Here is a 21,581-nt window from a genome sequence, read left to right as displayed (position 1 = left end):
TCTTTACTTTTATTTAAATTCTTTTCTCCAATTCTTTTGCCATATCTTGCTGCACCTCTTGCGCCTTTATGGCTGCTGCCTTAGCGAAGTCTTTACCACTGCTTGCATAGATAATGCCGCGCGAACTATTGACAAGTAATCCGCAATCGTCCGTCATCCCGTATCGACAGACTTCCTGCAAACTACCCCCCTGCGCACCGATACCCGGCACAAGAAGGAAACTTCGGGGAGCCAAACGGCGTACATTGGTGAACATGCTGCCTTGCGTAGCTCCTACAACATACATCATATTTTCTTCATTTCCCCATTGTTGAGATGTTCTCAATACTTTTTCAAAAAGCTTTTCGCCTTGTGTGTCCTCTATAAATTGGAAATCATGTGAGCCTTTATTACTCGTGAGCGCAAGCAAAATCACCCATTTCCCCTTGTATTCCAAAAATGGTTTCACACTATCTTCGCCCATGTAAGGTGCCACGGTAAGGGCATCGAGATTATATTCCTCAAAGAATGTACGGGCATACATCATGGAGGTATTTCCTATATCACCGCGTTTGGCATCGGCTATGATGAAATGGTCAGGGTGGTTTTGTTTCAAATAGTCTATTGTTTTCTCAAAAGATTCCATGCCTTTCAGTCCCATGCTTTCATAGAATGCAAGATTCGGTTTGTAGGAAACGCAATAGGGAGCAGTCGCATCAATAATGGCCTGATTAAACTTAAAAACTGCATTCTCTTCATTTTTTAAGTGTTCAGGTAGCTTTCTAATGTCTGTATCAAGCCCTATGCAAAGGAAAGTTTCTTTTGTTTGAATTTGTTTTATCAGTTGTTGGCGATTCATATTGTTTTCTTGTTTTATAGTGAAAGCAGCAAGATTTACCGAAGCTGATGTTGGGGAAAAATGCTGTATGGCGTGATATCTTTTGGTTGTTGGTCGGTATGATGGTCTGCATTACTCCTACACAGAATTGGATTCCGTTGGAATATGTGTGTCGATAGTCGATAGTAAGGGAAGGAAAGTATTGAATTTTGTAGAGAATAAATCCTTTTCAAACTGTTTATCATTGCAGACTATAACTCTGTTTCTTTCATTCTTTCTGCATTCTCAGCCACCGTCAATGCATCAATCATTTCCTGAATATTGCCAGCAAGGAAACCTTGCAGATCGTGGGTGGTAAATCCTATGCGATGGTCGGTTACGCGTCCCTGCTGGTAATTGTAAGTTCTGATTTTAGCAGACCTATCTCCAGTTGATACAAGACTTTTGCGACGGCTGGCTATATCGTCTACATATTTCTGATGTTCTCTGTCATAAATGAAAGTCCGAAGGCGAGATAATGCCCTTTCTTTGTTCTTCGGTTGATCTCGAGTCTCTGTACATTCAATGAGAATCTCTTCCGTTTCTCCTGTATTAGGATTCTTCCACGGATAACGGAGGCGAACACCGGACTCTACTTTGTTTACATTTTGTCCACCTGCACCACTGCTTCGGAATGTGTCCCATTTAATGTCGCCCTCGTTGATATTGACTTCAAACTTATCGGCTTCCGGCAAAACAGCTACTGTTGCTGCACTGGTGTGCATACGCCCCTGTGTCTCCGTAGCCGGAACTCGTTGCACACGATGTACGCCCGACTCGTATTTCAATATGCCGTAGACATCAGTCCCACTTACAGCAAAATCTATTTCCTTGAATCCTCCCACGGCTCCTTCGCTGACACTCGTAATGGATAAAGTCCATCCCTTTGAGTCACAGAACTTCTTATACATATTGAATAAGTCGCCAGCAAATAGGGCAGCCTCGTCACCTCCTGTGCCTGCACGGATTTCCATCTGCACATTCTTGGCATCTTCAGGGTCTTTTGGCACCAATGCTATTTTTATTTCTTCTTCCAATTGGGGCTGAAGTGTTTCGTTACTTTGTAATTCTTCGCGTGCCATTTCCTTAAGGTCAGCATCTGTCTCGTTGTTGAGAATATCCTTGGCTTCTTGGATGGCGTTGATACAATTTATGTAGCGACGGCGTGCATCCATAATGTCTTCGAGATCTTTGTATTCTTTCGTCAATCTGACATATCGTTCTTGGTCTGCAATGACATCGGGATCTGTAATCAGGGTCGCCACTTCCTCGTAACGGCTCTCTAAGCCATCGAGCTTTTGTAGTATGCTGTTTTGTTCAGCCATATTGTGATGTTTCAGTTTATTTATCGAAAAATGAATGGGTTGAAAATGGTGAGTGCTTGCAGTTCAATTATTCATAATGAAATACTCCGTATTCAGAATCGATGGTAAGGCTTCGTTTTCCATTTTCGATATGACCTACGATTTGAGCTTCTATGCCAAAACTTCGACTGATGTCGATAACCTTTTGTGCCGTGTCTGGGTGGAGATAGATTTCCATTCTGTGTCCCATGTTGAACACTTGGTACATCTCTTTCCATTCGGTTTGGCTTTCTTCTTTGATGATTTGGAAGAGAGGAGGCACAGGAAACAAGTTGTCTTTCACCACGCGGCAGTTGTCGCCGACGAAGTGGAGCACCTTGGTTTGTGCACCACCCGTGCAGTGTACCATACCATGTATTTGCGGTCTCAGTTCGTCCAGTATTTTTTTGATAACGGGAGCGTATGTTCTTGTGGGCGACAATACCAACTGACCGGCATCAATGCCGAGCGATTCGATAGCGTCGGTCAGTCGCTTGGTGCCACTATAGACGAGTGCTTCGGGTACGGTGTGGTCGTAGCTTTCGGGGTATTTCTTTGCCAGATACTTATGGAAGACATCGTGGCGTGCACTTGTGAGACCGTTGCTCCCCATTCCGCCGTTATAGCGTTGTTCGTAGGTGGCTTGTCCCGATGAAGATAATCCTACAATAACATCGCCCGGGCGTATGTTGGCGTTGTCTATCACATCACTTCTCTTCATACGGCATGTAACCGTGGAATCGACAATGATGGTGCGCACGAGGTCGCCGACATCGGCGGTTTCACCACCGGTAGGATAGATGCCGATACCCATACGTCGGAGTTCGGCCAGCAGTTCGTCGGTTCCGTTGATAATGGCAGAGACAACTTCGCCCGGAATCAACATCTTATTGCGCCCGATGGTACTAGAAACAAGAATATTGTCCACAGCTCCCACGCAGAGCAAGTCGTCGGTGTTCATGACAATCGCATCTTGTGCTATACCTTTCCACACGGAGATGTCGCCCGTTTCTTTCCAATACATGTAGGCAAGACTTGACTTCGTGCCGGCTCCGTCGGCGTGCATGATGTTGCAATAGTCGGGGTCTCCGCCGAGGATGTCGGGGATGATTTTGCAGAATGCTTGTGGAAAGATTCCTTTATCGATGTTCTTGATGGCGTTGTGAACATCTTCTTTGGCGGCACTTACGCCCCGCATCATATAGCGATTGTCCATGATAGGTTTCGTGTTTTTTCAGTTTATTCCTTTTCATTCCACAACTCCCAACTTGCAAAGGCCTGTAATAGGAGCATCTCCAACCCATTTTTAATGATGGTTCCCTGCTCTTTCCCTTTTTTCAGGAAAAGTGTTTCATCGGGATTATAGATGAGGTCGTACAACAAAGTGTGGTTGTCCATGGCCTCATAGGGTAGTTTCGGATACTCCTCGGTATGCGGATACATACCGCAGGGGGTGCAATTTACGATCACGTTGTATTCTTCTATTGTCTCAGGAGTTATCTGCTCGTAGCGTATGCATCCTTTGCGGTCGGTTCGACTCACATATTGCGTGTCGATACCGAGTGCTTTCAGCCCGTATGCCACGGCTTTTGCTGCACCTCCTGTGCCGAGTATCAATGCTTTTTTATGAAACCGTTCCAGTATCGGTTCAATACTCTTTCGGAATCCTATAGCATCGGTATTGAATCCCCTCAATATGGTCTTATTGCCCTTATGTATGACTTTGACGACATTCACCGCACCGATGCTCCGCGCTTCAGGGCTTATCGCATCCAGATAGCTCATCACTTGTTCCTTATAGGGTGAAGTTACATTCAGTCCACACAAGTCTTGGTGAGTGTCGATAATTTCCGGTAGGTTTTCAATCGAGGAGATTTCAAAGTTTTCGTATTGAGCATTGATACCTTCATTCTCAAACTTTTCATTGAAAAAGTCCAATGAGAAAGAATGGCCGAGGGGATAACCGATAAGTCCATATTTATCCATAGTCTGTTCGCTTTAGTAGATAGTGGTTGTTTCTGCCTTTGAATTTGTTTATTTTTTTGCAAAGTACATGGTGCAAATGCCAAACGTGAGTCGCCGAAACGCTACTTCCTCAAAGCCGGCATGCCTTAAAACCTGCATCATTTTCTCGCCCTGCGGAAAAGCTTCTATCGTGGCGGTCAGATACCGATAGGCACTTGAGTCTTTTGAAATCAGTTTGCCATAGAGAGGCAGCAGTGTGTGAGAGTAGATATTGAAGAGTTGTTTCATGGGGGAAATCACGGGCGTAGTAAGCTCAACAATACTCAGAACGCCGCCTTTCTTCAGCACTCTGCACATTTCGGACAGGCCTTGGTTGAGGTCTTTGAAGTTGCGGATGCCAAAAGCGGCGGTAACGGCATCGAAGCTACTGTCGGCAAAGGATAGCTTCATACAGTCTTCGCGCTGAAACGAGATGATGTGTTGCAGTCCTTCGCGCTCCACTTTCTCGCGGCCGATGTTCATCATACCCTCGGAGATGTCGGCACCGATGAGTTGCCGAGGGCGAAGCATGCGGGCGGAAAGAATGGCAAAGTCACCCGTGCCGGTGGCGATGTCGAGTATCTGCTGCGGGTGATAGGGGGCGAGTTGTGCGATGGCTTTACGCCGCCAGCACTTGTCAATGTCCCACGACAGGCGATGGTTGAGCACGTCGTAGGTGGGGGCGATGTTGTCGAACATCTGTTCCACCTGCCGGCTTTTATCGCCGCTGTCGTCGTAGGGTTTTATTTGTTCTTGCCGATACATTTTTTATTGACAATTGATCATTCCGAGCTTTTGGGAGGATACGCCCCCTAAGTTAAGGGATTGGGGAGGGCTGTTGAATGAAGTTCTAAACTTTCCGAGGCTTTGGAAACCCTGTTTTTCTCATTTTTCCTGTGCCAGATAGGCTGAAACATTGCGATGGATGCGAGCGGCGATGTCGCCAGTCTCGGTGGAGCGATTGAAAGGCTCTCCCGTAATATGTTCGTAGAGTTCTATATAACGGTCGCTTACACTTTGAGCGTATGTATCGGTAATCTCAGGCATCACCTGCCCGGGTTCGTTCATAAAGTTGTGGTCGATGAGCCATTGGCGCACAAATTCTTTGGACAACTGTCGCTGCGGTTCGCCTTTTTTCAGCTTTTCTTCGTAGCCGTCGGCATAAAAATAGCGGCTGGAATCGGGTGTATGCACCTCGTCGATGAGATAGACTTTACCGTCTCTCTTGCCGAATTCGTACTTCGTGTCTACGAGAATCAGCCCTTGGTGGGCAGCAATCTCCTGACCGCGTTTGAAGATTTTTCGAGTATAGTTTTCAATGACAGCATAATCCTCGGCGCTGACCAGCCCTTGCGCAATGATTTCTTCCTTGGAGATATTCATGTCGTGCCCCTCATCGGCTTTGGTTGTGGGGGTGATGATAGGCTCAGGGAAACGCTCGTTTTCCTTCATCCCATCGGGTAGCCTCACGCCACATAGCTCACGACAACCATTCTTGTATTCTCTCCATGCCGAACCGGTAAGTATGGAGCGGATAATCATTTCTACACGGAAACCTTCGCATTTCAAACCTACGGTGACCATGGGGTCGGGTGTCGCCATCTTCCAATTGGGACAAATGTCTGCCGTAAGGTCTAAGAACTTGGCTGCTATCTGGTTCAGAACCTGCCCTTTGTAAGGTATGCCCTTTGGCAATACGACATCGAATGCCGAGATTCTATCGGTTGCCACCATGACAATGAGGTCGTTGTCGATGTCGTACACGTCGCGTACCTTGCCATGATATACGCTCTTTTGTCCTTTAAAATGGAAATCTGTCTTTGTTAATGCTTTCATCGTTGTATATCGTTTTGTACTCGTATTTCTTCTTGGTTCTCTTGTTCATGCTGTTCGTAGGCGTTCACAATCTGTGTGACAAGCCGATGGCGTACAATATCTTTCTGGTTGAGATTGACGAATGATATGCCTTCTACGTCTTTCAGAATGCTGATGGCCTCTTTCAGTCCGCTCTTTTGTGCATGCGGCAGGTCTATCTGTGTCATGTCTCCGGTGATAATCATCTTCGTGTTCCACCCCATGCGGGTAAGAAACATCCGTATTTGTGCCGGCGTGGTATTCTGTGCTTCATCTAAGATGACTACGGCATCGTTCAATGTTCGTCCCCTCATAAATGCCAAAGGTGCAATTTGAATGATGTTTTTCTCCATCATGTCTTGCAGTTTTACGGTGGGAATCATATCCTCCAAAGCGTCGTAAAGAGGTTGTAGATAGGGGTCTATCTTCTCTTTCATGTCGCCCGGAAGAAATCCTAATTTCTCACCGGCTTCCACTGCGGGGCGACTTAGGATAATCTTCTTCACCGTTTTCTCTTTCAATGCTTTTACTGCCAATGCTATGCTGAGATAGGTTTTGCCTGTTCCGGCTGGCCCCACGGCAAATATCATATCGCTTTTCTCGTATGCCTCTATCAGCTTTTGCTGGTTTTCTCCTCTGCTTTTGATAGGCTTCCCCGACGTGTTGTACACGAGCACACCCTTTATGGCATCGGCCTTAGTCTTTCTTCCTTTGATGATGTCGAGTATATCTTCTTCGTTGATGGTATTATATTTCAACACATGCTTCCGCATGGTTTCCACGTCTTCTTCGAACTTACACATCTCTTCTTCCTCACCGAGTACGCGTACAACATTGTCTCTTGCCACGATACGAAGCTTAGGGAAGAGCGATTTTATCATCTGTAAATAGGCATTGTTCACCCCGTAGAACACTACGGGGTCTATATCCTCCAAGACTATATGCTTCTCTATCAAACTTTTAAACCATTAAATTTTACTGCAAAAATACGAAAAGGTTTTTATATTCTACCACTTTTCAATATCTTTGTACCATAATTTGAGCATTTTTTCTGATGAAAATAACTCCCAAAAGATATTTGCAAGGTTTCGGTATCATCGTACTTCTGTTGGCTCTTGTGCGTTGCATCTTTCCATCAATTGCCAAACCGCATGATTATGAAACCTCTACGAGTCTTGCAAAACAGACGACTTTCTATTCAAATACTACCTATGAAAGCGGCGACGAGGTGACGGACAGAGAGTGCGCTGAGGCAGAAAAACCTCTGAAAGCACAGCGAATATCCGCCTCCTCATCGCCGTTTATAGATGAAGAGGGGCAACTCATCAAGCACCCTATACGCAGTGTTCCCAATTATGCAAACGCATTTCCCGACCTCAATGACATGCAATTGCTGTCGGCCGAAAAATACGGCGTACAACCTGTATCCAACAGGAAAGAGGCCGAGAATAGGAAAGGGCAGTTGGTCTATGTGGGAAGCAATCCCTATTTTTATATAGACAAGCTCAACAGTAGCATACCTTATTTGGTTCCCAGAGCGTCGGTATTGCTGCAAGACATCGGGCGCAACTTCTTCGATAGTCTGCAGATAAAGGGCGTACCCTTACATAAGATTATCATTACAAGCGTATTGCGCACCCGCGAAGATGTAAAGAAGCTCCGCACACACAACGGAAACGCATCCGAGAACAGTTGCCATCAATACGGAACGACCTTCGATATCAGCTACAACCGTTACAAAACTGTCGAGGTTCCTGATGCCTCTTCGTGCCGTAAAGTACGTAACGACACACTCAAATGGATACTTAGTGAAGTGCTTAATGATATGAGACGACAAAATCGTTGTTATATCAAGTACGAAGTGAAACAGGGGTGTTTCCATATTACAGTCAAGTAATCATTTGGGTTCAAACAACAAGGAGGTACCATTCAATATGATACCTCCTTATTATATTTAGGTGTATGAAATCCACAGATTATTCGTTGGGCGTAATAAGTTTGTAGCCCTTACCATGGATGTTGATTATCTCTATTTGATTATCGTCTTTCAGATGCTTGCGCAGTTTGGTTATATAAACATCCATGGAACGTGCATTGAAATAGTTGTCGTCTATCCAAATCGTTTTCAATGCAAAGTCACGTTGCAGTATTTCGTTGGCATGTGAGCAGAGCAAGGCCAGCAATTCATTTTCTTTGGTTGTGAGTTTTGTTTGCTTCTCGCCGATGGTGAGGAGCTGCTTTTGTGTATCAAAGGTAAAGCGTCCGATGTGGTATAGTGTACTTTCCTTGGTCTTCTTTCCACGTACTCGACGCAGGATGGCCTCGATACGGAACACGAGTTCTTCCATAGAAAATGGTTTTGTGATGTAGTCGTCTGCCCCTATCTTGAACCCTTCGAGTATATCTTCTTTCAGCTGTTTGGCCGTAAGGAAGATAATGGGTATCTCGGCATTGGCCTGTCTAATCTCCTGTGCCAATGTAAACCCGTCTTTTTTAGGCATCATAACATCAAGCACGCAGATGTCATACTTGTTCTTGATAAAGGCCTTGTATCCGGCCTCTCCATCGGGATATAGCTCTGCGCTGTATCCCTTAGCCTGTAGGTATTCACGCAAAAGCATACCCAGATTCTCGTCATCTTCACATAGAAGGATTCTTAATTGTTCGTTCATAATCTTATTGGTTTTTAATAATTGGTAATATAATCGTAAATTTTGTTCCTTTTCCATATTCACTTTCCACGTGTATCTCTCCCTTGTGTAGGGCAATGATATTCTTCACGTAGGCCAAGCCTAAGCCAAAGCCCTTCACGTCGTGCCGGTTTCCTGTATGTACGCGATAGAACTTCTCGAATATCTTTTTCAGATTTTCTTTCTTGATACCGATACCCGTGTCACGGATAGACAAGTACAGATGCTCATTGTCATTCCATGTCTTAATGTATAGGTTTAAGGGAGCATCGGGTTTGCAATACTTCACAGCGTTGTCCATTAGGTTGAAAATAACGTTGGTAAAATGCACCTCGTCCACATAGATGGAAGAATCCACGGCATCCGTTTCCGTATATATCTTACCACCGGTGTGCTCCACACGAAGACTGAAAGTATTGGCAACATTCTCTATCAACTCATTCAAATCGAGTTCCTTGCGTTTGAAGATGGCTTTCCTGCGGTCAAACATCGACATCTGCAATACTTTTTCCACAAGGAATCTCAGACGTTTCGACTCGTCATTGATAATTCCGCCGATATGCTTCAGCATAGCGGGGCTTTTGTTGAGGCTTTCGTCGTTCAGCATTTGTGCCGCCAGGGAGATGCTGCTGATGGGAGTTTTCAACTCGTGGGTCATGTTGTTGATGAAGTCGTTCTTGATTTCTGTCAGACGTTTCTGCCGGAAGATAACCATGATGGTAAAAATAAATGTCACCAGCAACACCACCGTGAAAATAACCGATGGTATCATGAATCGTACTGAGGCGAAGATATAACGATCCATTTCTGGGAAATGTATCTTCACAATACCCATTTTCGCTTGTGGGTCGTTGTGAAACAACACTTGCGTGTAGGTGTACTTTTCGCCCTCATCGGTATAATCAGGGCATCGGTAGACCTCACGTTCATCCTGTGTAGATACTGTGAAATGGTAGGGTATATTGATACCGTTATTCATCAATTCGGCTTTCAAGTCTTGGTCTAATAACTTAAAGTTAATTCGCTCTTTCAGAGGTTTATCCGATGCAGAGTAGAGTATGCTGTATACGACCTCGTCTAGCAACGCCTTCTGATATACATAGCGGTTCTTTACAATGGCCTGTAATGACTTCGAAGCCTCCGATATGGAGTTCTTGTCCGTGCGAAGTATCATGGCTTTGGGCATCTGCGAAGGTTTTGTGGTAATGGTTTTTAGCTCGAAAGAAGAGTATACCGTCCCATCTTTGCCGGCCACGGCATATTGGTGGGAATGCTGTACCACATCGTTCACTCTGCCGGATCTTGTAGCAATCGAGTCGTTTCGCAGTGCGCGACGCTCCGTCTCGTTTACGTCCTTTTCCAGATAGCGCAGAGTCTCATTCAATTCCAAATTCCTTGCTGCCTGATAAAGTGCCCGATTCACCGACTCATCGAACTGCTCTTTCTTCATCTCCACCATCTCTTGTATATATATAAGTTGGAGGAAGAGAAGGGACAGGAACGAGAGCCCCATGATGATGGCTATTGCCCAAATCGTCTTTTGCTTCATGTTCGCAAAGGTATCGATAAAATGATGTTGTCTAACTTTTTCTACCACAAAATATCTTCGTTTTTTAAATAGTTAACCAAAAGTTTTTGCTATAATGACAATTTGTCAATTAAAACAAGCGATTTTTCTTATAGTAGGTGAATATAAGAAGCCCATATGTTTTGCCAACAACTTATTCACGGACTTGATTCTTCTCATCATAGAAATAGCAAGGAAGAAAAAACGATAGTTTTCTTTTGTAACTTTTCACCCCGTTTTTGTGATGATTCTTTAGTATTTGATGCTCAAAGGTTCGGGATTGTAACTCGTAACCTACATCGTTCATGAGACCACTTTTCTACCATTTAATAAAGATGACATGGCTTCCTAAGAAGCTCTCATGACCGATTGGAAATTCGGGATCGTAAAGTGACGATTGATAAGTCGGGATTCGTGACCCGTACAGATGGCGTTTGTCCTATGTACAGGTGGTGTTTGTACAGGGAAAGGTCGGCAACCTTTCTCACGGCAAATCGTATCGGTTGTGGGATTCTGTCGCACCTACAGCGCTCCATTTAGGAGAACGCCCTATCCCCAGCGCTATGCGCTGGGCTGACATGTTATGCTCTTTGCTTTCCGCTTCGCTATTTCACTCCGCACAACGAACGTTCGTTTCAGAGCTTACTTGGGGAAATGACATCTACTCGGTGTTATGCGCTGGGCTAACATGTTATGCTCCTTGCTTTTCGCTCCGCACAGCGAACGTTCGTTTCAGAGCTTACTTGAGGAAATGTCATCTACTCGGTGTTATGCGCTGGGCTGACATATCGTGCACCTCCAACACTTCATATACCGTATTTTGCAATAAATTCAGGAAAGAGAGAGGAAGCTTATGCAGAAGCATGAAAAGAACTTTTCATACTTTTAGACATTTTTTGTGTAACGATGAAAATAAATGTCTAAAAATGTTTGTTGTCTTGATATTTTAATTACCTTTGCCAAAGTTAATCGTCTATATGAAATGTACTGGTTGAGAAACTTATTAGTATCTACAGACAGCGTGGCGCATATCGCGTTGTTGTATTCCATTGTCATCGCCATAGGTGTCTACTTAGGCAAAATAAAGGTGGCAGGAATATCCCTCGGCGTTACCTTTGTCCTGTTTGTCGGTATTTTGGCAGGGCATATTGGCTTTACCGCGCCTACCAACATACTTACTTTCATCCAGGATTTCGGGCTTATCCTATTTGTTTTTATGATAGGTATGCAGGTAGGCCCAGGCTTTTTTGAGAGCTTTAAGAAAGGCGGCGTAACGCTAAATATTTTAGCTTCGGTTACCATTTTATTGAATGTGTTGGTTATGTTTGGATGTTACTTTGCCTTTTTCGACACTTCCAACCCCAACAATCTACCCATGATGGTCGGTACATTATATGGTGCTGTAACCAATACCCCCGGTCTCGGTGCTGCCAACGAAGCATTGGCTTCTATCTTCCCAGAAGGCAGGATGCCGCAGATTGCCTCCGGTTATGCCTGTGCCTATCCTCTCGGTGTGCTGGGTATCATTGGGGCAACCATTGCAGTAAGATACTTCTGTCGTGTAAAATTAGACGAGGAAAACAGCCAGTTGCAAAGGGAAGAAGAGGAAGACTCCTCGGCCAAGCCCCACATGATAAGTATCAAAGTCTCTAATGCTTATCTGTCTGGCAAGACCTTGAGACAGGTACGAAACTTCTTAAACAGAGACTTTGCTTGCTCGCGAATACTGCACGATGGAAAAGTGAGCATACCTACGCCTGATACGGTCTTGACCGTAGGCGATGAATTGTTTATTGTATGTGCCGAGATAGATACCGAGGCCATCATTGCTTTTATTGGTCCGGAAAGCGATACGGAGTGGGATAATAACAAATATGACACACTACATCTCGTGTCAAAACGCATCGTTATCACCAAATCATCGATGAACGGTAAAACATTGGGCAAGATGCATTTCTCCTCTGTTTATGGTGTGAACGTGACAAGAATCAACCGCCAAGGGATGAATCTCTTTGCAAGTCGTAACTTTCGGTTACAAGTAGGCGACAAGTTAATGGTCGTTGGTCCGGAAGAAAACATCAATCGCGTCGCGGCCATCATGGGTAATTCAGCCAAGGGATTGAATGCACCTAACATTGCTACCATCTTTATTGGTATCATGGTAGGTATCATCTTCGGTAGTTTCCCTATCACCATACAGGGAATGCCCGTTCCATTGAAGTTAGGTATTGCCGGTGGTCCTCTGATTATAGCCATCCTCATTGGTAAATTTGGACACAGAGTGAAGTTAGTTACCTATACTACAACCAGTGCCAATATGATGATGAGAGAGATAGGACTCGTGTTGTTCCTTGCCAGCGTGGGAATTAAAGCCGGTGCTCATTTCTGGCAGACTGTAGCACAAGGCGACGGTGTGAAGTATGTCATCACGGGATTCCTCATCACCGTTATCCCCATACTTTTGGTAGGTATCTTCGCAAAAATGAAGTATAAGTTTAATTACTTTACGATTATGGGACTCTTGGCCGGTACTTACACCGACCCGCCGGCACTGGCTTATGCCAACTCGGTCTGCTCCAAAGACGCACCGGCTGTAGGATATTCCACGGTCTATCCGCTGAGTATGTTCCTACGTATCTTCGTGGCGCAGACCATCATTCTCCTTTGTTGTGTATAGGAGAAACGTGCGGCATGTGACATGCCCTACGTTCAAGTACGAGAAAGATAATCAACTTTATATAATAATATATGAAAAGACAAATATCAATCTTAGGCTTGGTATTGATGGGAACCTCATTTGCTTTTGCTCAAGGGGCAAGCAATATAAGAATCAATGAGGTGATGACGAACAATACTCAAAGTCTGCAAGACGGTTATGGCTACCGACACCCGTGGGTGGAGCTGGTCAATACCGCCTATTCCACGTATAATGTACGTGGAATGTATATCACCACGGATCGGAGGGTGCTGGACAAAACTCTTTCTGTGCCGGAACGTATGCGCATGATGAGCATCATTCCCAATGATGATGAGCTGACACGACTGACCGCGAAACAACATGTCGTATTCTTCCTTAGCAGCAATCCGGCGCGTGGTACCAACCATCTCCCCGTCAAAGTTGCCTCTTCTCAGCCCTTGTGGGTGGCTTTGTATGACGGAAATGCAGTAGACCTTATCGACTCCGTTTCCGTGCCGGTATTGTCGCAAAACACCTCTTATGCCCGATACAGTGACGGAGCAGATCGATGGGTTATCAAAGCCGCCGATGCTGTAACCCCCGACAATGATAACTTTATTCAAGTAACAGAAACGAAAGTTGCCCGATTGAAGAAAGGAGATCCCCACGGCTTCGGTATTGCTCTCCTCTCTATGGGTATCGTCTTCTTCAGTCTTGTATTGCTCTATGTCTTCTTCTCAATCTTTGGACTCTACATGCAGCGTAAGCAGACACGGAAACAGAAGGACACCGAACAGCAATCTGCCAAAACTATAGCCAAGAACAAAGGCAAGGCCGTTGGCGGAAGTGCGAAGAAAGGACAGACGCCCGTTGATGCAACAAACGACAAAGACGTTAGTCAAGAAATCCATTTGGCTGTCATCGCCATGGCTCTGAAACAGTATCGTGACGATGTGCACGATACGGAAAGTGGCGTTATCACCATCAGAAAGAAGACAACGCTTTGGCATAACCTCAACAGATAATCATCAAACCTTATTACTCATTTTTAAAGAAATATACACTATGTCTCAATATCAATATAAAGTTCAAGGCATCAATTACGATGTTGAAATCGAAGAAATAAAGGGAAATATCGCCCATGTAACGGTAAACGGTATTCCGTTTGAAGTGGAAGTAAGCCAACCGTTGAAGCCAACCTCCTCGGAGAGAAGTAAAGTAAAAGTGTCTAAACCTGTAGCACCTGTACCCATGTCGCCGTCGCCCAAAGCGACTCCACAACCCCAAGTACAGGCTGGTGCAGGTATGAAGATATTGTCACCATTGCCGGGTACAATCACCGAGATTAAGTTTAAAGAAGGCGACCTTGTAAGAAGTGGTGAGACTGTTATCGTATTAGAGGCCATGAAAATGCAAAACAATATTGAAGCGGAAGTAGATGGCACCATCACTTCTATATTGGTAAACAAAGGTGATACGGTGATGGAAGGTACCGTACTCCTCACAATCGGATAAGCGCTATGGGATTTATTGATTTCGTAACAACCAACTTCAACGAGTTTCTCACCTATACAGGCTTTGCCAACGCCACGGTGGGAAACCTTATCATGATAGTAGTAGGGGCTGTGTTTATATGGTTGGCTATCAAGAAAGATTTCGAACCTCTCCTCCTCGTACCCATCGGTTTGGGTATTATTCTTGGGAACATCCCCTTTAAGACCGATGCCGGTTTGGAAATAGGTCTGTATGAGGACAACTCGGTATTAAACATCTTCTATCAAGGAGTGCGTCTTGGGTGGTATCCGCCTTTGGTATTTCTCGGTATCGGGGCTATGACCGACTTCTCTGCTCTTATTAGTAATCCCAAGCTCATACTTATAGGGGCTGCTGCACAATTCGGTATCTTCGGTGCCTATATGATAGCCCTGGCCATGGGTTTTGAGCCTAATCAGGCTGCAGGCATTGCCATCATTGGTGGTGCCGATGGACCTACAGCCATCTTCCTGTCGTCTAAGCTCAGTCCAAACTTGATGGGAGCTATAGCCGTCTGTGCCTATTCCTATATGGCTCTTGTGCCGGTCATACAACCTCCTTTGATGCGCTTGCTCACTACGAATAAGGAACGCGTTATCCATATGAAACCGGCCAGACAGGTAAGCCAGACAGAACGTATTCTTTTCCCCATCATAGGTTTGTTGCTTACCACATTTATCGTTCCATCTGGACTTCCGTTGCTGGGTATGCTCTTCTTTGGTAATCTGCTGAAAGAGAGTGGCAAGACCACGCGTTTGGCTAAGACTGCAGGAGCAGCTCTCAATGATATTATCGTGATGTTGCTCGGTCTCACGGTGGGGTGTTCTACGCAGGCCAGCGAATTCCTTACGCTGAACACCATTCTTATCTTTGCATTGGGAGCCTTTGCTTTCATTATTGCCAGCACAAGCGGTATTCTGTTCGTGAAGTTCATGAATCTGTTCTTGTCGAAAGATAAGAAGCTGAATCCACTGATAGGTAATGCCGGTGTGAGTGCCGTACCGATGAGTGCACGTATCTCCAACAATATCGGTTTGGAGTACGACCGCCACAATTTCTTGCTTATGCATGCCATGGGACCCAACGTAGCAGGCGTGATTGGCAGTGCTGTTGCAGCAGGTGCATTGCTCGGATTCCTTTCTTAAATCATACCTTTTCTCGTTTTCGGGATGCACTCATTTGGCAGTGCATCCCGTTTCTTATGCTTTCTTATTTTGACCGTATTTCATTCTTTTATTGCTTTATTTCCGCTATCTTTGCATCATCAATCACAATCGTTATGAAACATTCTGCAAAGATAAATATTGCCGTGCTACTACTGTTTTTCAACCGTCCTGAATCCTTTAGCCAAGTGTTTGAGGAAGTGAAGAAAGCACGTCCGTCACGCTTGTTTCTTTATCAGGACGGGCCAAGGGATGAACGGGATATGGAGGGTATCATGGCCTGTAGGCATATCGCAGAAAATATCGATTGGGAATGTGATGTACACCGCAATTATCAGACACGAAACTACGGGTGCGATCCCTCCGGTTACCTGTCGCATACATGGGCTTTCTCGTTGGCAGACAAGTGCATCGTGCTCGAAGATGATGTGGTGCCGACACAGAGTTTCTTCCCCTTCTGCAAAGAGATGCTCGACCGTTACGAGCACGACGAGCGAATAGGGATGATCGCCGGCTTTAATATTGACGAACAGTCATCGGACATCGTGGAAGATTATTTCTTCACGTCGGCTTTCTCTATCTGGGGATGGGCATCGTGGCGGCGCGTCATCGATAAATGGGATGCCCACTATTCGTTTCTCAATGACCGGCAGACGACACGTCAATTGCAGGATTTGGTGCATCAGCGGCGGTTGAGGAGCGACTTTCTCCCGATGTGTCGTGACCACAAGATGTCTGGCAAAGCCTATTTTGAAAGTATCTTCTGGTCGTCTATGTTGCTCAATTCCGCACTGGCTATCATGCCCACTCGTAATCAAATCAACAATATTGGTCTGACAGAAGGGGCGACACACTTCTCTGCAACCCTTAAAACCACACCACATACCTATCGGAGTATCTTTACCATGAAGCGATTTGAGCTGAACTTCCCGCTGCACCATCCGCAATATGTCATAGAAAATGTGGCCTACAAAGAGCGGCTTTACCTGAAAAATGCATGGGGACATCCTGCTGTAAAGGCGATGCGGTCGGTCGAAGAATTGCTGCTCAACCTAAGATATGGGAATTTTCGCCACATTGGAAAGGCCTTTACAAGACGCATAAAAAAGTGGGTTGGCACGGACAAGCATCGATAGAAATCGGGGCAAGAAAACCTTCCCTGCACGATGTAAATGATAAAAAAGTTCTATTTATTCTTTATTCTCACCGGCATTTCGTAAGTTTGCACCGCAATTTATTCAATTAAAAACAGTCATTATGAAGAAATTATTATTGACAATTGCCTGCATGTTTACGGGCATGGGTGCCTTTGCACAGATGGAGGGCATAGAGTTGGGCGGAAGGCTGAACTTTAGTTATGATAGACCTCATTTGGGTATTGGTGTTGTGGGACGTTATCATATCAACGATCATTTCCGTCCCGAAGTAACGCTTAATTTCTATCCGAAGGACGGTAAGATTGATCCGGCTTGGGATTTGAATGCCAATCTGCACTACATCTTCGATATTACCGACCGCTTTAAGCTGTATCCGTTGGGAGGTATTGGTGTTATCGGTTATGATAGCCACACATGGCTTGGGGCAAACTTAGGCGGCGGGTTGCAGTTCAATATCAGCAAAAACCTGCATCTCACGGCCGAGACTTATTATCAGTTTGTCGACGGCGATGCCCGAGGCATTACGAACGTAGGTTTGGTCTACGTATTCTAACCCAATCGGTCATGAGACCATTTGTTGACCATTTCAATAACGCGAGTTCAGATAACCTTATCCCGAACTCGCGTATTTCAATATAGATGACATGGCTTCCTGTCATCTTTTTTGCTTGTAGACATCTTGCATCTTTTGAGCATTTCGGCTTGGGCCGGAATCGATTTTAAAGTCTTTTGGGCATTTTGGGATGTCCCGAAATCGATTTTAAAGTCTTTTGGGCATTTTGGGATGTCCCGAAATCGTTTTTAAAGTCTCTTGAGCATTTTGGGAAGTCCCGAAATCGATTTTAACGATTGCTGTCCGGTGTATGTGAATACGCCGTGATGTTTTGTTTCCTTTATTCCGTCCGTTCGTTGTTCGTTTCGCGGCGATGGCAGTATGCTTCATACGCTTCAGCCTTTATCCGCCGTTCTATCTCGCTGACAGATTTGATACCAGCCATACGCGATTTGATATAGACGCTTACAACGAAGGCTGCAAGGGTGACGACAACAACGACAATCCATTTAAGAAGCTCGTGGGTGATAGGGAGGTATTCTGCGAGCGTGATGCCAATGATAACGGGTAGACCATAAAGCAACAAGTCGGTGCCTGTGTGCATTTTATAACTGTTGATGGTGGAAAGATACTCTATGTCTTGGTGCAGAAGGCTGTTTTTGTTCTCGCGCCAATAACGCTCAAAGGCTTTGTCTTGTTCCATTGTTTTGTAGTTTAATCGATGTATATGAGGTCAGACATTACGGTATCGCTTACGAAGAGCCCCTGCCGTGTAAGAAGCAAACGGTCTGCCTCTACTGCCAAGAGACCATTTTCGATGTGTCTCCGTGCATTCTGCATCAGATAGTTCCGGCGGTCTGCGCAAAGCGAGGGAAGATAGATACCGCGGGCGGTGCGCAGGGCTGTGGTCACGAGGTCGTTATAGCGGGTATCGGCATCCAGTGTTTCGCGTTCTGCGGGCACGATGCCTTCGGCGATAGACGCAATATAGCGTTGCGTGTCGGAGATATTCCATTGTCGCGATGCCCCGTCATATGAATGTGCCGATGCCCCGAGACCGATGTAAGGCGTGGCATTCCAATAGTTGGCGTTGTGAAGTGAATGATGTCCGGGACGTGCGAAGTTGCTTATCTCGTAGTGTTCGTAACCGGCTGCAGTCATGCGGTCGATGAGCGTTTCGTACATGCTGCGGCTCACCTCTTCGTCAAGCTCTTTCACCCGTCCCTGTTCTCGCAGATGATAGAGAGGTGTTCCCTCCTCGTAAGCAAGGCAATAGGCAGATAGGTGCTCTATGTTCAGTGCAAGGGCGCGGTCGATGTCTTCCGTCCAATCTTCCCGTGTTTCATCAGGAAAACCAAACATCAAATCGATATTGATATGATTGATGTCCGCCGCGCGCAGACGTTCCACTGCCCGAAACACCTCGGCGGCAGTATGGCGACGGTGCAAGAAGCGGAGGCGTCGGTCGTCGAAAGTTTGTGCACCCATGCTTACTCTGTTTACCGATAGTTCGCGTAATGCCGATACCCATTCGGGTGTTACGTCGTCGGGGTTGCATTCCATCGTTATTTCCGTGGGGCAGCAACCTTTGTACACTTTTGTATATAGATGATTGAAAAGTCGATGTAAGCATGTGATCGACAGCTGAGAAGGGGTGCCTCCTCCTAAGTAAACGGTTTCTAGGGGCGCATCTTGCAGGTAATCGGCACGCATCGACATCTCTCGGCACAAGGCATCTACATATGCCTCCTGCCATTCCGCATGCGTGGAAGAATAAAACGCACAGTAGATGCAACGGCTTGCACAAAATGGAATATGAATATAGATGCCTGCCATGAAAGGGATATTTTCGGTCTGCAAAAATACTAATATATTCTAAAAGGATAAATGTTTCTCGCCTATTCTTTTGGTACTTTATGATAAAACCCCTATCTTAGACGGCGAATTAATGCCTTTAATTTTAATAACATAACTAACACTTTAAATCTGAATAACATGAAAGTATATCAGACTGATGAGATTAAGAACATTGCCTTGTTAGGCAGTTCGGGTAGCGGCAAGACCACCCTTGCCGAGTCAATGTTGTATGGTAGCGGCCTTATCAAACGTCGCGGAACGGTGGAAGCTAAGAACACGGTGAGCGACTATTTTCCGGTGGAGCAGGAATATGGTTATTCTGTATTTCCCACTGTTTTCCATGTGGAATGGAACAACAAGAAGTTGAATATCATAGACTGCCCGGGTGCTGACGATTTCGTGGGTGGCGCCATCACCGCACTCAACGTAACCGATCAAGCGGTTATCCTTATCAACGGGCAATATGGTCCGGAAGTAGGTACGCAGAACGCTTTCCGCTACACGGAGAAGTTAAAGAAACCTGTTATTTTCCTCGTTAATCAGCTCGATTCGGAAAAGTGCGACTACGACTCGATCATCACCACCATGCAGGACATCTATGGCAGCAAATGCGTTCAAATACAGTATCCCATCCATACAGGCAGCGGCTTCAATGCCCTTATTGACGTACTGCTCATGAAGAAATATTCGTGGGCACCCGAAGGAGGAAGTCCCAAGATTGAAGATATTCCCCAAGATGAAATGCCCAAAGCCATGGAACTGCACAAAGCACTTGTCGAGGCTGCAGCCGAGAACGACGAGACCTTGATGGAGAAGTTCTTCGAGGAAGAACGGCTTACGGAAGACGAACTACGGGAAGGTATCCGTAAGGGACTTGTTACGAGGTCTATATTCCCTATCTTCTGCGTCTGTGCCGGAAAGGATATGGGTGTGCGTCGGTTGATGGAATTTTTAGGCAACGTGGTACCTTTCGTCAGCGAGATGCCGAAGATACATAATACACGTGGCGAAGAAATAACGCCGGATTCAAACGCACCCGCTTCCGTTTACTTCTTCAAAACCGGTATGGAGCCGCACATCGGAGAGGTATCTTACTTCAAAGTGATGAGTGGGAGTATCAAGCCGGGCGACGACCTTATCAATGCCGATCGCGGCTCAAGAGAACGTATCGGGCAAATTTATGCTTGCGCCGGATCCAATCGCATTGCCGTAGACCAACTGAATGCCGGAGACATCGGTTGCACTGTGAAACTGAAAGATGTGAAAACGGGCAACACACTGAACGCCAAGGAAACGGAAAATAAGTTCGATTTCATTAAGTACCCTAACTCAAAATACGCCCGCGCTATAAAAGCCGTAAACGAGCAGGATACGGAGAAACTGATGGCTGCAGTCATCAAGATGCGACAGGAAGACCCCACATGGGTGGTGGAACAGAGCAAGGAACTGCGTCAGACCATTGTACACGGGCAGGGAGAGTTTCATCTTCGCACCCTTAAATGGCGCCTCGAGAACAACGAAAAACTGCAAGTGAAGTTCGAAGAACCCAAGATTCCCTACCGCGAGACTATCACCAAGTCGGCACGTGCCGAATATCGACACAAGAAGCAGTCGGGCGGGGCAGGACAGTTTGGCGAGGTACACCTCATCGTAGAACCTTATGCCGAGGGAATGCCCGACCCAACCACCTATAAGTTTAACGGCCAGGAGTTCAAGATGAATATCAAAGGCCGCGAGGAGATAGAGTTGGAGTGGGGTGGTAAGCTCGTTTTCCTCAACTCCGTGGTAGGTGGTGCCATCGATGCCCGATTCATGCCCGCCATTTTGAAAGGTGTGATGGATTGTATGGAACATGGTCCGCTTACGGGCAGCTATGCTCGCGACGTGCGCGTTATCGTGTACGATGGCAAGATGCACCCCGTAGATTCCAATGAACTCTCATTCATGCTGGCTGCCCGCAGAGCCTTTGCTGACGCCTTTAAAGAAGCCGGTCCGAAAATTCTCGAACCCATCTACGATCTCGAAGTATTCGTGCCAGCCGACTTCATGGGCGACGTGATGAGTGACTTGCAAGGCCGCCGCGCCCTTATCATGGGTATGGACAGCGAAGCCGGCTATCAGAAGTTGCAGGCCAAGATACCGTTGAAAGAGTTGAGTAACTACTCTATCGCACTCAGTTCGCTTACCGGTGGCCGTGCATCTTTCATTACTAAGTTTGCCAGCTACGAACTTGTACCCAACGAACTCCAGCAGAAGCTCATTGCAGAACATGCAGCTGAAGAAGCCGCCGAAGACGATAACTAAACCCTGCGGCGTGTCGCCGAGAG

At 45.9% G+C, this 21,581-nt stretch carries 19 protein-coding genes; 8 read left to right on the top strand and 11 right to left on the bottom strand.

The features are described 5' to 3' along the window. Nucleotides 1-13: 13 nt before the first annotated feature. The 7 genes from pyrF to HMPREF0658_RS02820 form a co-directional block, all read right to left on the bottom strand. Nucleotides 14-838: an orotidine-5'-phosphate decarboxylase gene (gene pyrF / locus HMPREF0658_RS02850; protein WP_006948419.1), complete on the bottom strand. Its 825-nt coding sequence runs from the start codon at nucleotides 836-838 to the stop codon at nucleotides 14-16. Nucleotides 839-1,068: 230 nt separating this feature from the next. After that, nucleotides 1,069-2,181, bottom strand: coding sequence for a peptide chain release factor 1 (gene prfA / locus HMPREF0658_RS02845; RefSeq protein ID WP_006948418.1), 1,113 nt, complete (start codon nucleotides 2,179-2,181; stop codon nucleotides 1,069-1,071). Between the two features lie 67 nt (nucleotides 2,182-2,248). Next, nucleotides 2,249-3,415 (bottom strand): AIR synthase related protein, encoded by a 1,167-nt coding sequence (locus HMPREF0658_RS02840; protein ID WP_006948417.1) that lies wholly within the window; start codon nucleotides 3,413-3,415, stop codon nucleotides 2,249-2,251. 23 nt (nucleotides 3,416-3,438) lie between these two features. After that, complete coding sequence (locus HMPREF0658_RS02835; protein WP_006948416.1) at nucleotides 3,439-4,185, bottom strand: shikimate dehydrogenase family protein; 747 nt, start codon at nucleotides 4,183-4,185, stop codon at nucleotides 3,439-3,441. Nucleotides 4,186-4,233: 48 nt separating this feature from the next. Next, nucleotides 4,234-4,968, bottom strand: coding sequence for a bifunctional demethylmenaquinone methyltransferase/2-methoxy-6-polyprenyl-1,4-benzoquinol methylase UbiE (ubiE, locus tag HMPREF0658_RS02830; RefSeq protein ID WP_006948415.1), 735 nt, complete (start codon nucleotides 4,966-4,968; stop codon nucleotides 4,234-4,236). A 120-nt stretch (nucleotides 4,969-5,088) separates the two neighbouring features. Then, nucleotides 5,089-6,039 (bottom strand): phosphoribosylaminoimidazolesuccinocarboxamide synthase, encoded by a 951-nt coding sequence (locus HMPREF0658_RS02825; protein ID WP_006948414.1) that lies wholly within the window; start codon nucleotides 6,037-6,039, stop codon nucleotides 5,089-5,091. Next, nucleotides 6,036-7,013, bottom strand: a complete 978-nt coding sequence (locus HMPREF0658_RS02820) for a PhoH family protein (protein ID WP_006948413.1) — start codon at nucleotides 7,011-7,013, stop codon at nucleotides 6,036-6,038. The genes HMPREF0658_RS02825 and HMPREF0658_RS02820 overlap by 4 nt, the downstream gene beginning before the upstream one ends. A gap of 98 nt (nucleotides 7,014-7,111) precedes the next feature. Between HMPREF0658_RS02820 and HMPREF0658_RS02815 the strand changes: the two genes are divergently transcribed. Beyond that, entirely contained in the window at nucleotides 7,112-7,954 is an 843-nt protein-coding gene (locus HMPREF0658_RS02815) for a DUF5715 family protein (RefSeq protein ID WP_006948412.1), read from the top strand. Nucleotides 7,955-8,033: 79 nt separating this feature from the next. Here HMPREF0658_RS02815 and rprY read toward each other — a convergent pair whose 3' ends face one another. Then, entirely contained in the window at nucleotides 8,034-8,729 is a 696-nt protein-coding gene (gene rprY / locus HMPREF0658_RS02810; RefSeq protein WP_006948411.1) for a response regulator transcription factor RprY, read from the bottom strand. A 4-nt stretch (nucleotides 8,730-8,733) separates the two neighbouring features. Further along, on the bottom strand, nucleotides 8,734-10,296 hold the full coding sequence (locus HMPREF0658_RS02805; RefSeq protein ID WP_040557636.1) for a sensor histidine kinase: 1,563 nt from the start codon (nucleotides 10,294-10,296) through the stop codon (nucleotides 8,734-8,736). Between the two features lie 1,000 nt (nucleotides 10,297-11,296). Between HMPREF0658_RS02805 and HMPREF0658_RS02800 the strand changes: the two genes are divergently transcribed. From HMPREF0658_RS02800 to HMPREF0658_RS02775, 6 genes are all read left to right on the top strand, one after another. Further along, the gene (locus HMPREF0658_RS02800; protein ID WP_040557635.1) at nucleotides 11,297-12,991 is read left to right on the top strand and encodes a putative transporter; all 1,695 of its coding nucleotides are present in this window, start codon (nucleotides 11,297-11,299) and stop codon (nucleotides 12,989-12,991) included. Between the two features lie 71 nt (nucleotides 12,992-13,062). Continuing rightward, nucleotides 13,063-14,016 carry an OadG family protein gene (locus HMPREF0658_RS02795; RefSeq protein WP_006948407.1) on the top strand — a complete coding sequence of 318 codons (954 nt, stop codon included), beginning with the start codon at nucleotides 13,063-13,065 and terminating at the stop codon, nucleotides 14,014-14,016. 40 nt (nucleotides 14,017-14,056) lie between these two features. Further along, complete coding sequence (locus tag HMPREF0658_RS02790) at nucleotides 14,057-14,506, top strand: biotin/lipoyl-containing protein (protein WP_006948406.1); 450 nt, start codon at nucleotides 14,057-14,059, stop codon at nucleotides 14,504-14,506. Between the two features lie 5 nt (nucleotides 14,507-14,511). Continuing rightward, complete coding sequence (locus HMPREF0658_RS02785; RefSeq protein ID WP_006948405.1) at nucleotides 14,512-15,669, top strand: sodium ion-translocating decarboxylase subunit beta; 1,158 nt, start codon at nucleotides 14,512-14,514, stop codon at nucleotides 15,667-15,669. Between the two features lie 134 nt (nucleotides 15,670-15,803). Continuing rightward, nucleotides 15,804-16,823: a hypothetical protein gene (locus HMPREF0658_RS02780; protein WP_006948404.1), complete on the top strand. Its 1,020-nt coding sequence runs from the start codon at nucleotides 15,804-15,806 to the stop codon at nucleotides 16,821-16,823. Between the two features lie 121 nt (nucleotides 16,824-16,944). Beyond that, nucleotides 16,945-17,397: an outer membrane protein gene (locus HMPREF0658_RS02775; protein WP_006948403.1), complete on the top strand. Its 453-nt coding sequence runs from the start codon at nucleotides 16,945-16,947 to the stop codon at nucleotides 17,395-17,397. Nucleotides 17,398-17,737: 340 nt separating this feature from the next. Here the strand turns inward: HMPREF0658_RS02775 and HMPREF0658_RS02770 are convergent, their stop codons facing one another. Further along, on the bottom strand, nucleotides 17,738-18,100 hold the full coding sequence (locus tag HMPREF0658_RS02770) for a hypothetical protein (RefSeq protein ID WP_006948402.1): 363 nt from the start codon (nucleotides 18,098-18,100) through the stop codon (nucleotides 17,738-17,740). Nucleotides 18,101-18,111: 11 nt separating this feature from the next. Continuing rightward, complete coding sequence (gene hemW / locus HMPREF0658_RS02765) at nucleotides 18,112-19,233, bottom strand: radical SAM family heme chaperone HemW (RefSeq protein WP_024990791.1); 1,122 nt, start codon at nucleotides 19,231-19,233, stop codon at nucleotides 18,112-18,114. 159 nt (nucleotides 19,234-19,392) lie between these two features. On the opposite strand from hemW, the gene HMPREF0658_RS02760 reads away from it, so the two are divergent. Further along, nucleotides 19,393-21,558 (top strand): elongation factor G, encoded by a 2,166-nt coding sequence (locus HMPREF0658_RS02760; RefSeq protein WP_006948400.1) that lies wholly within the window; start codon nucleotides 19,393-19,395, stop codon nucleotides 21,556-21,558. Nucleotides 21,559-21,581 lie beyond the last annotated feature (23 nt).

The organism is Hoylesella marshii DSM 16973 = JCM 13450 (assembly GCF_000146675.1).
Classification (GTDB): Bacteria; Bacteroidota; Bacteroidia; order Bacteroidales; family Bacteroidaceae; genus Prevotella; species Prevotella marshii.
The sequence above is the reverse complement of the archived record's forward strand: the minus strand, read 5'-3'. Positions and strand labels throughout refer to the sequence as shown.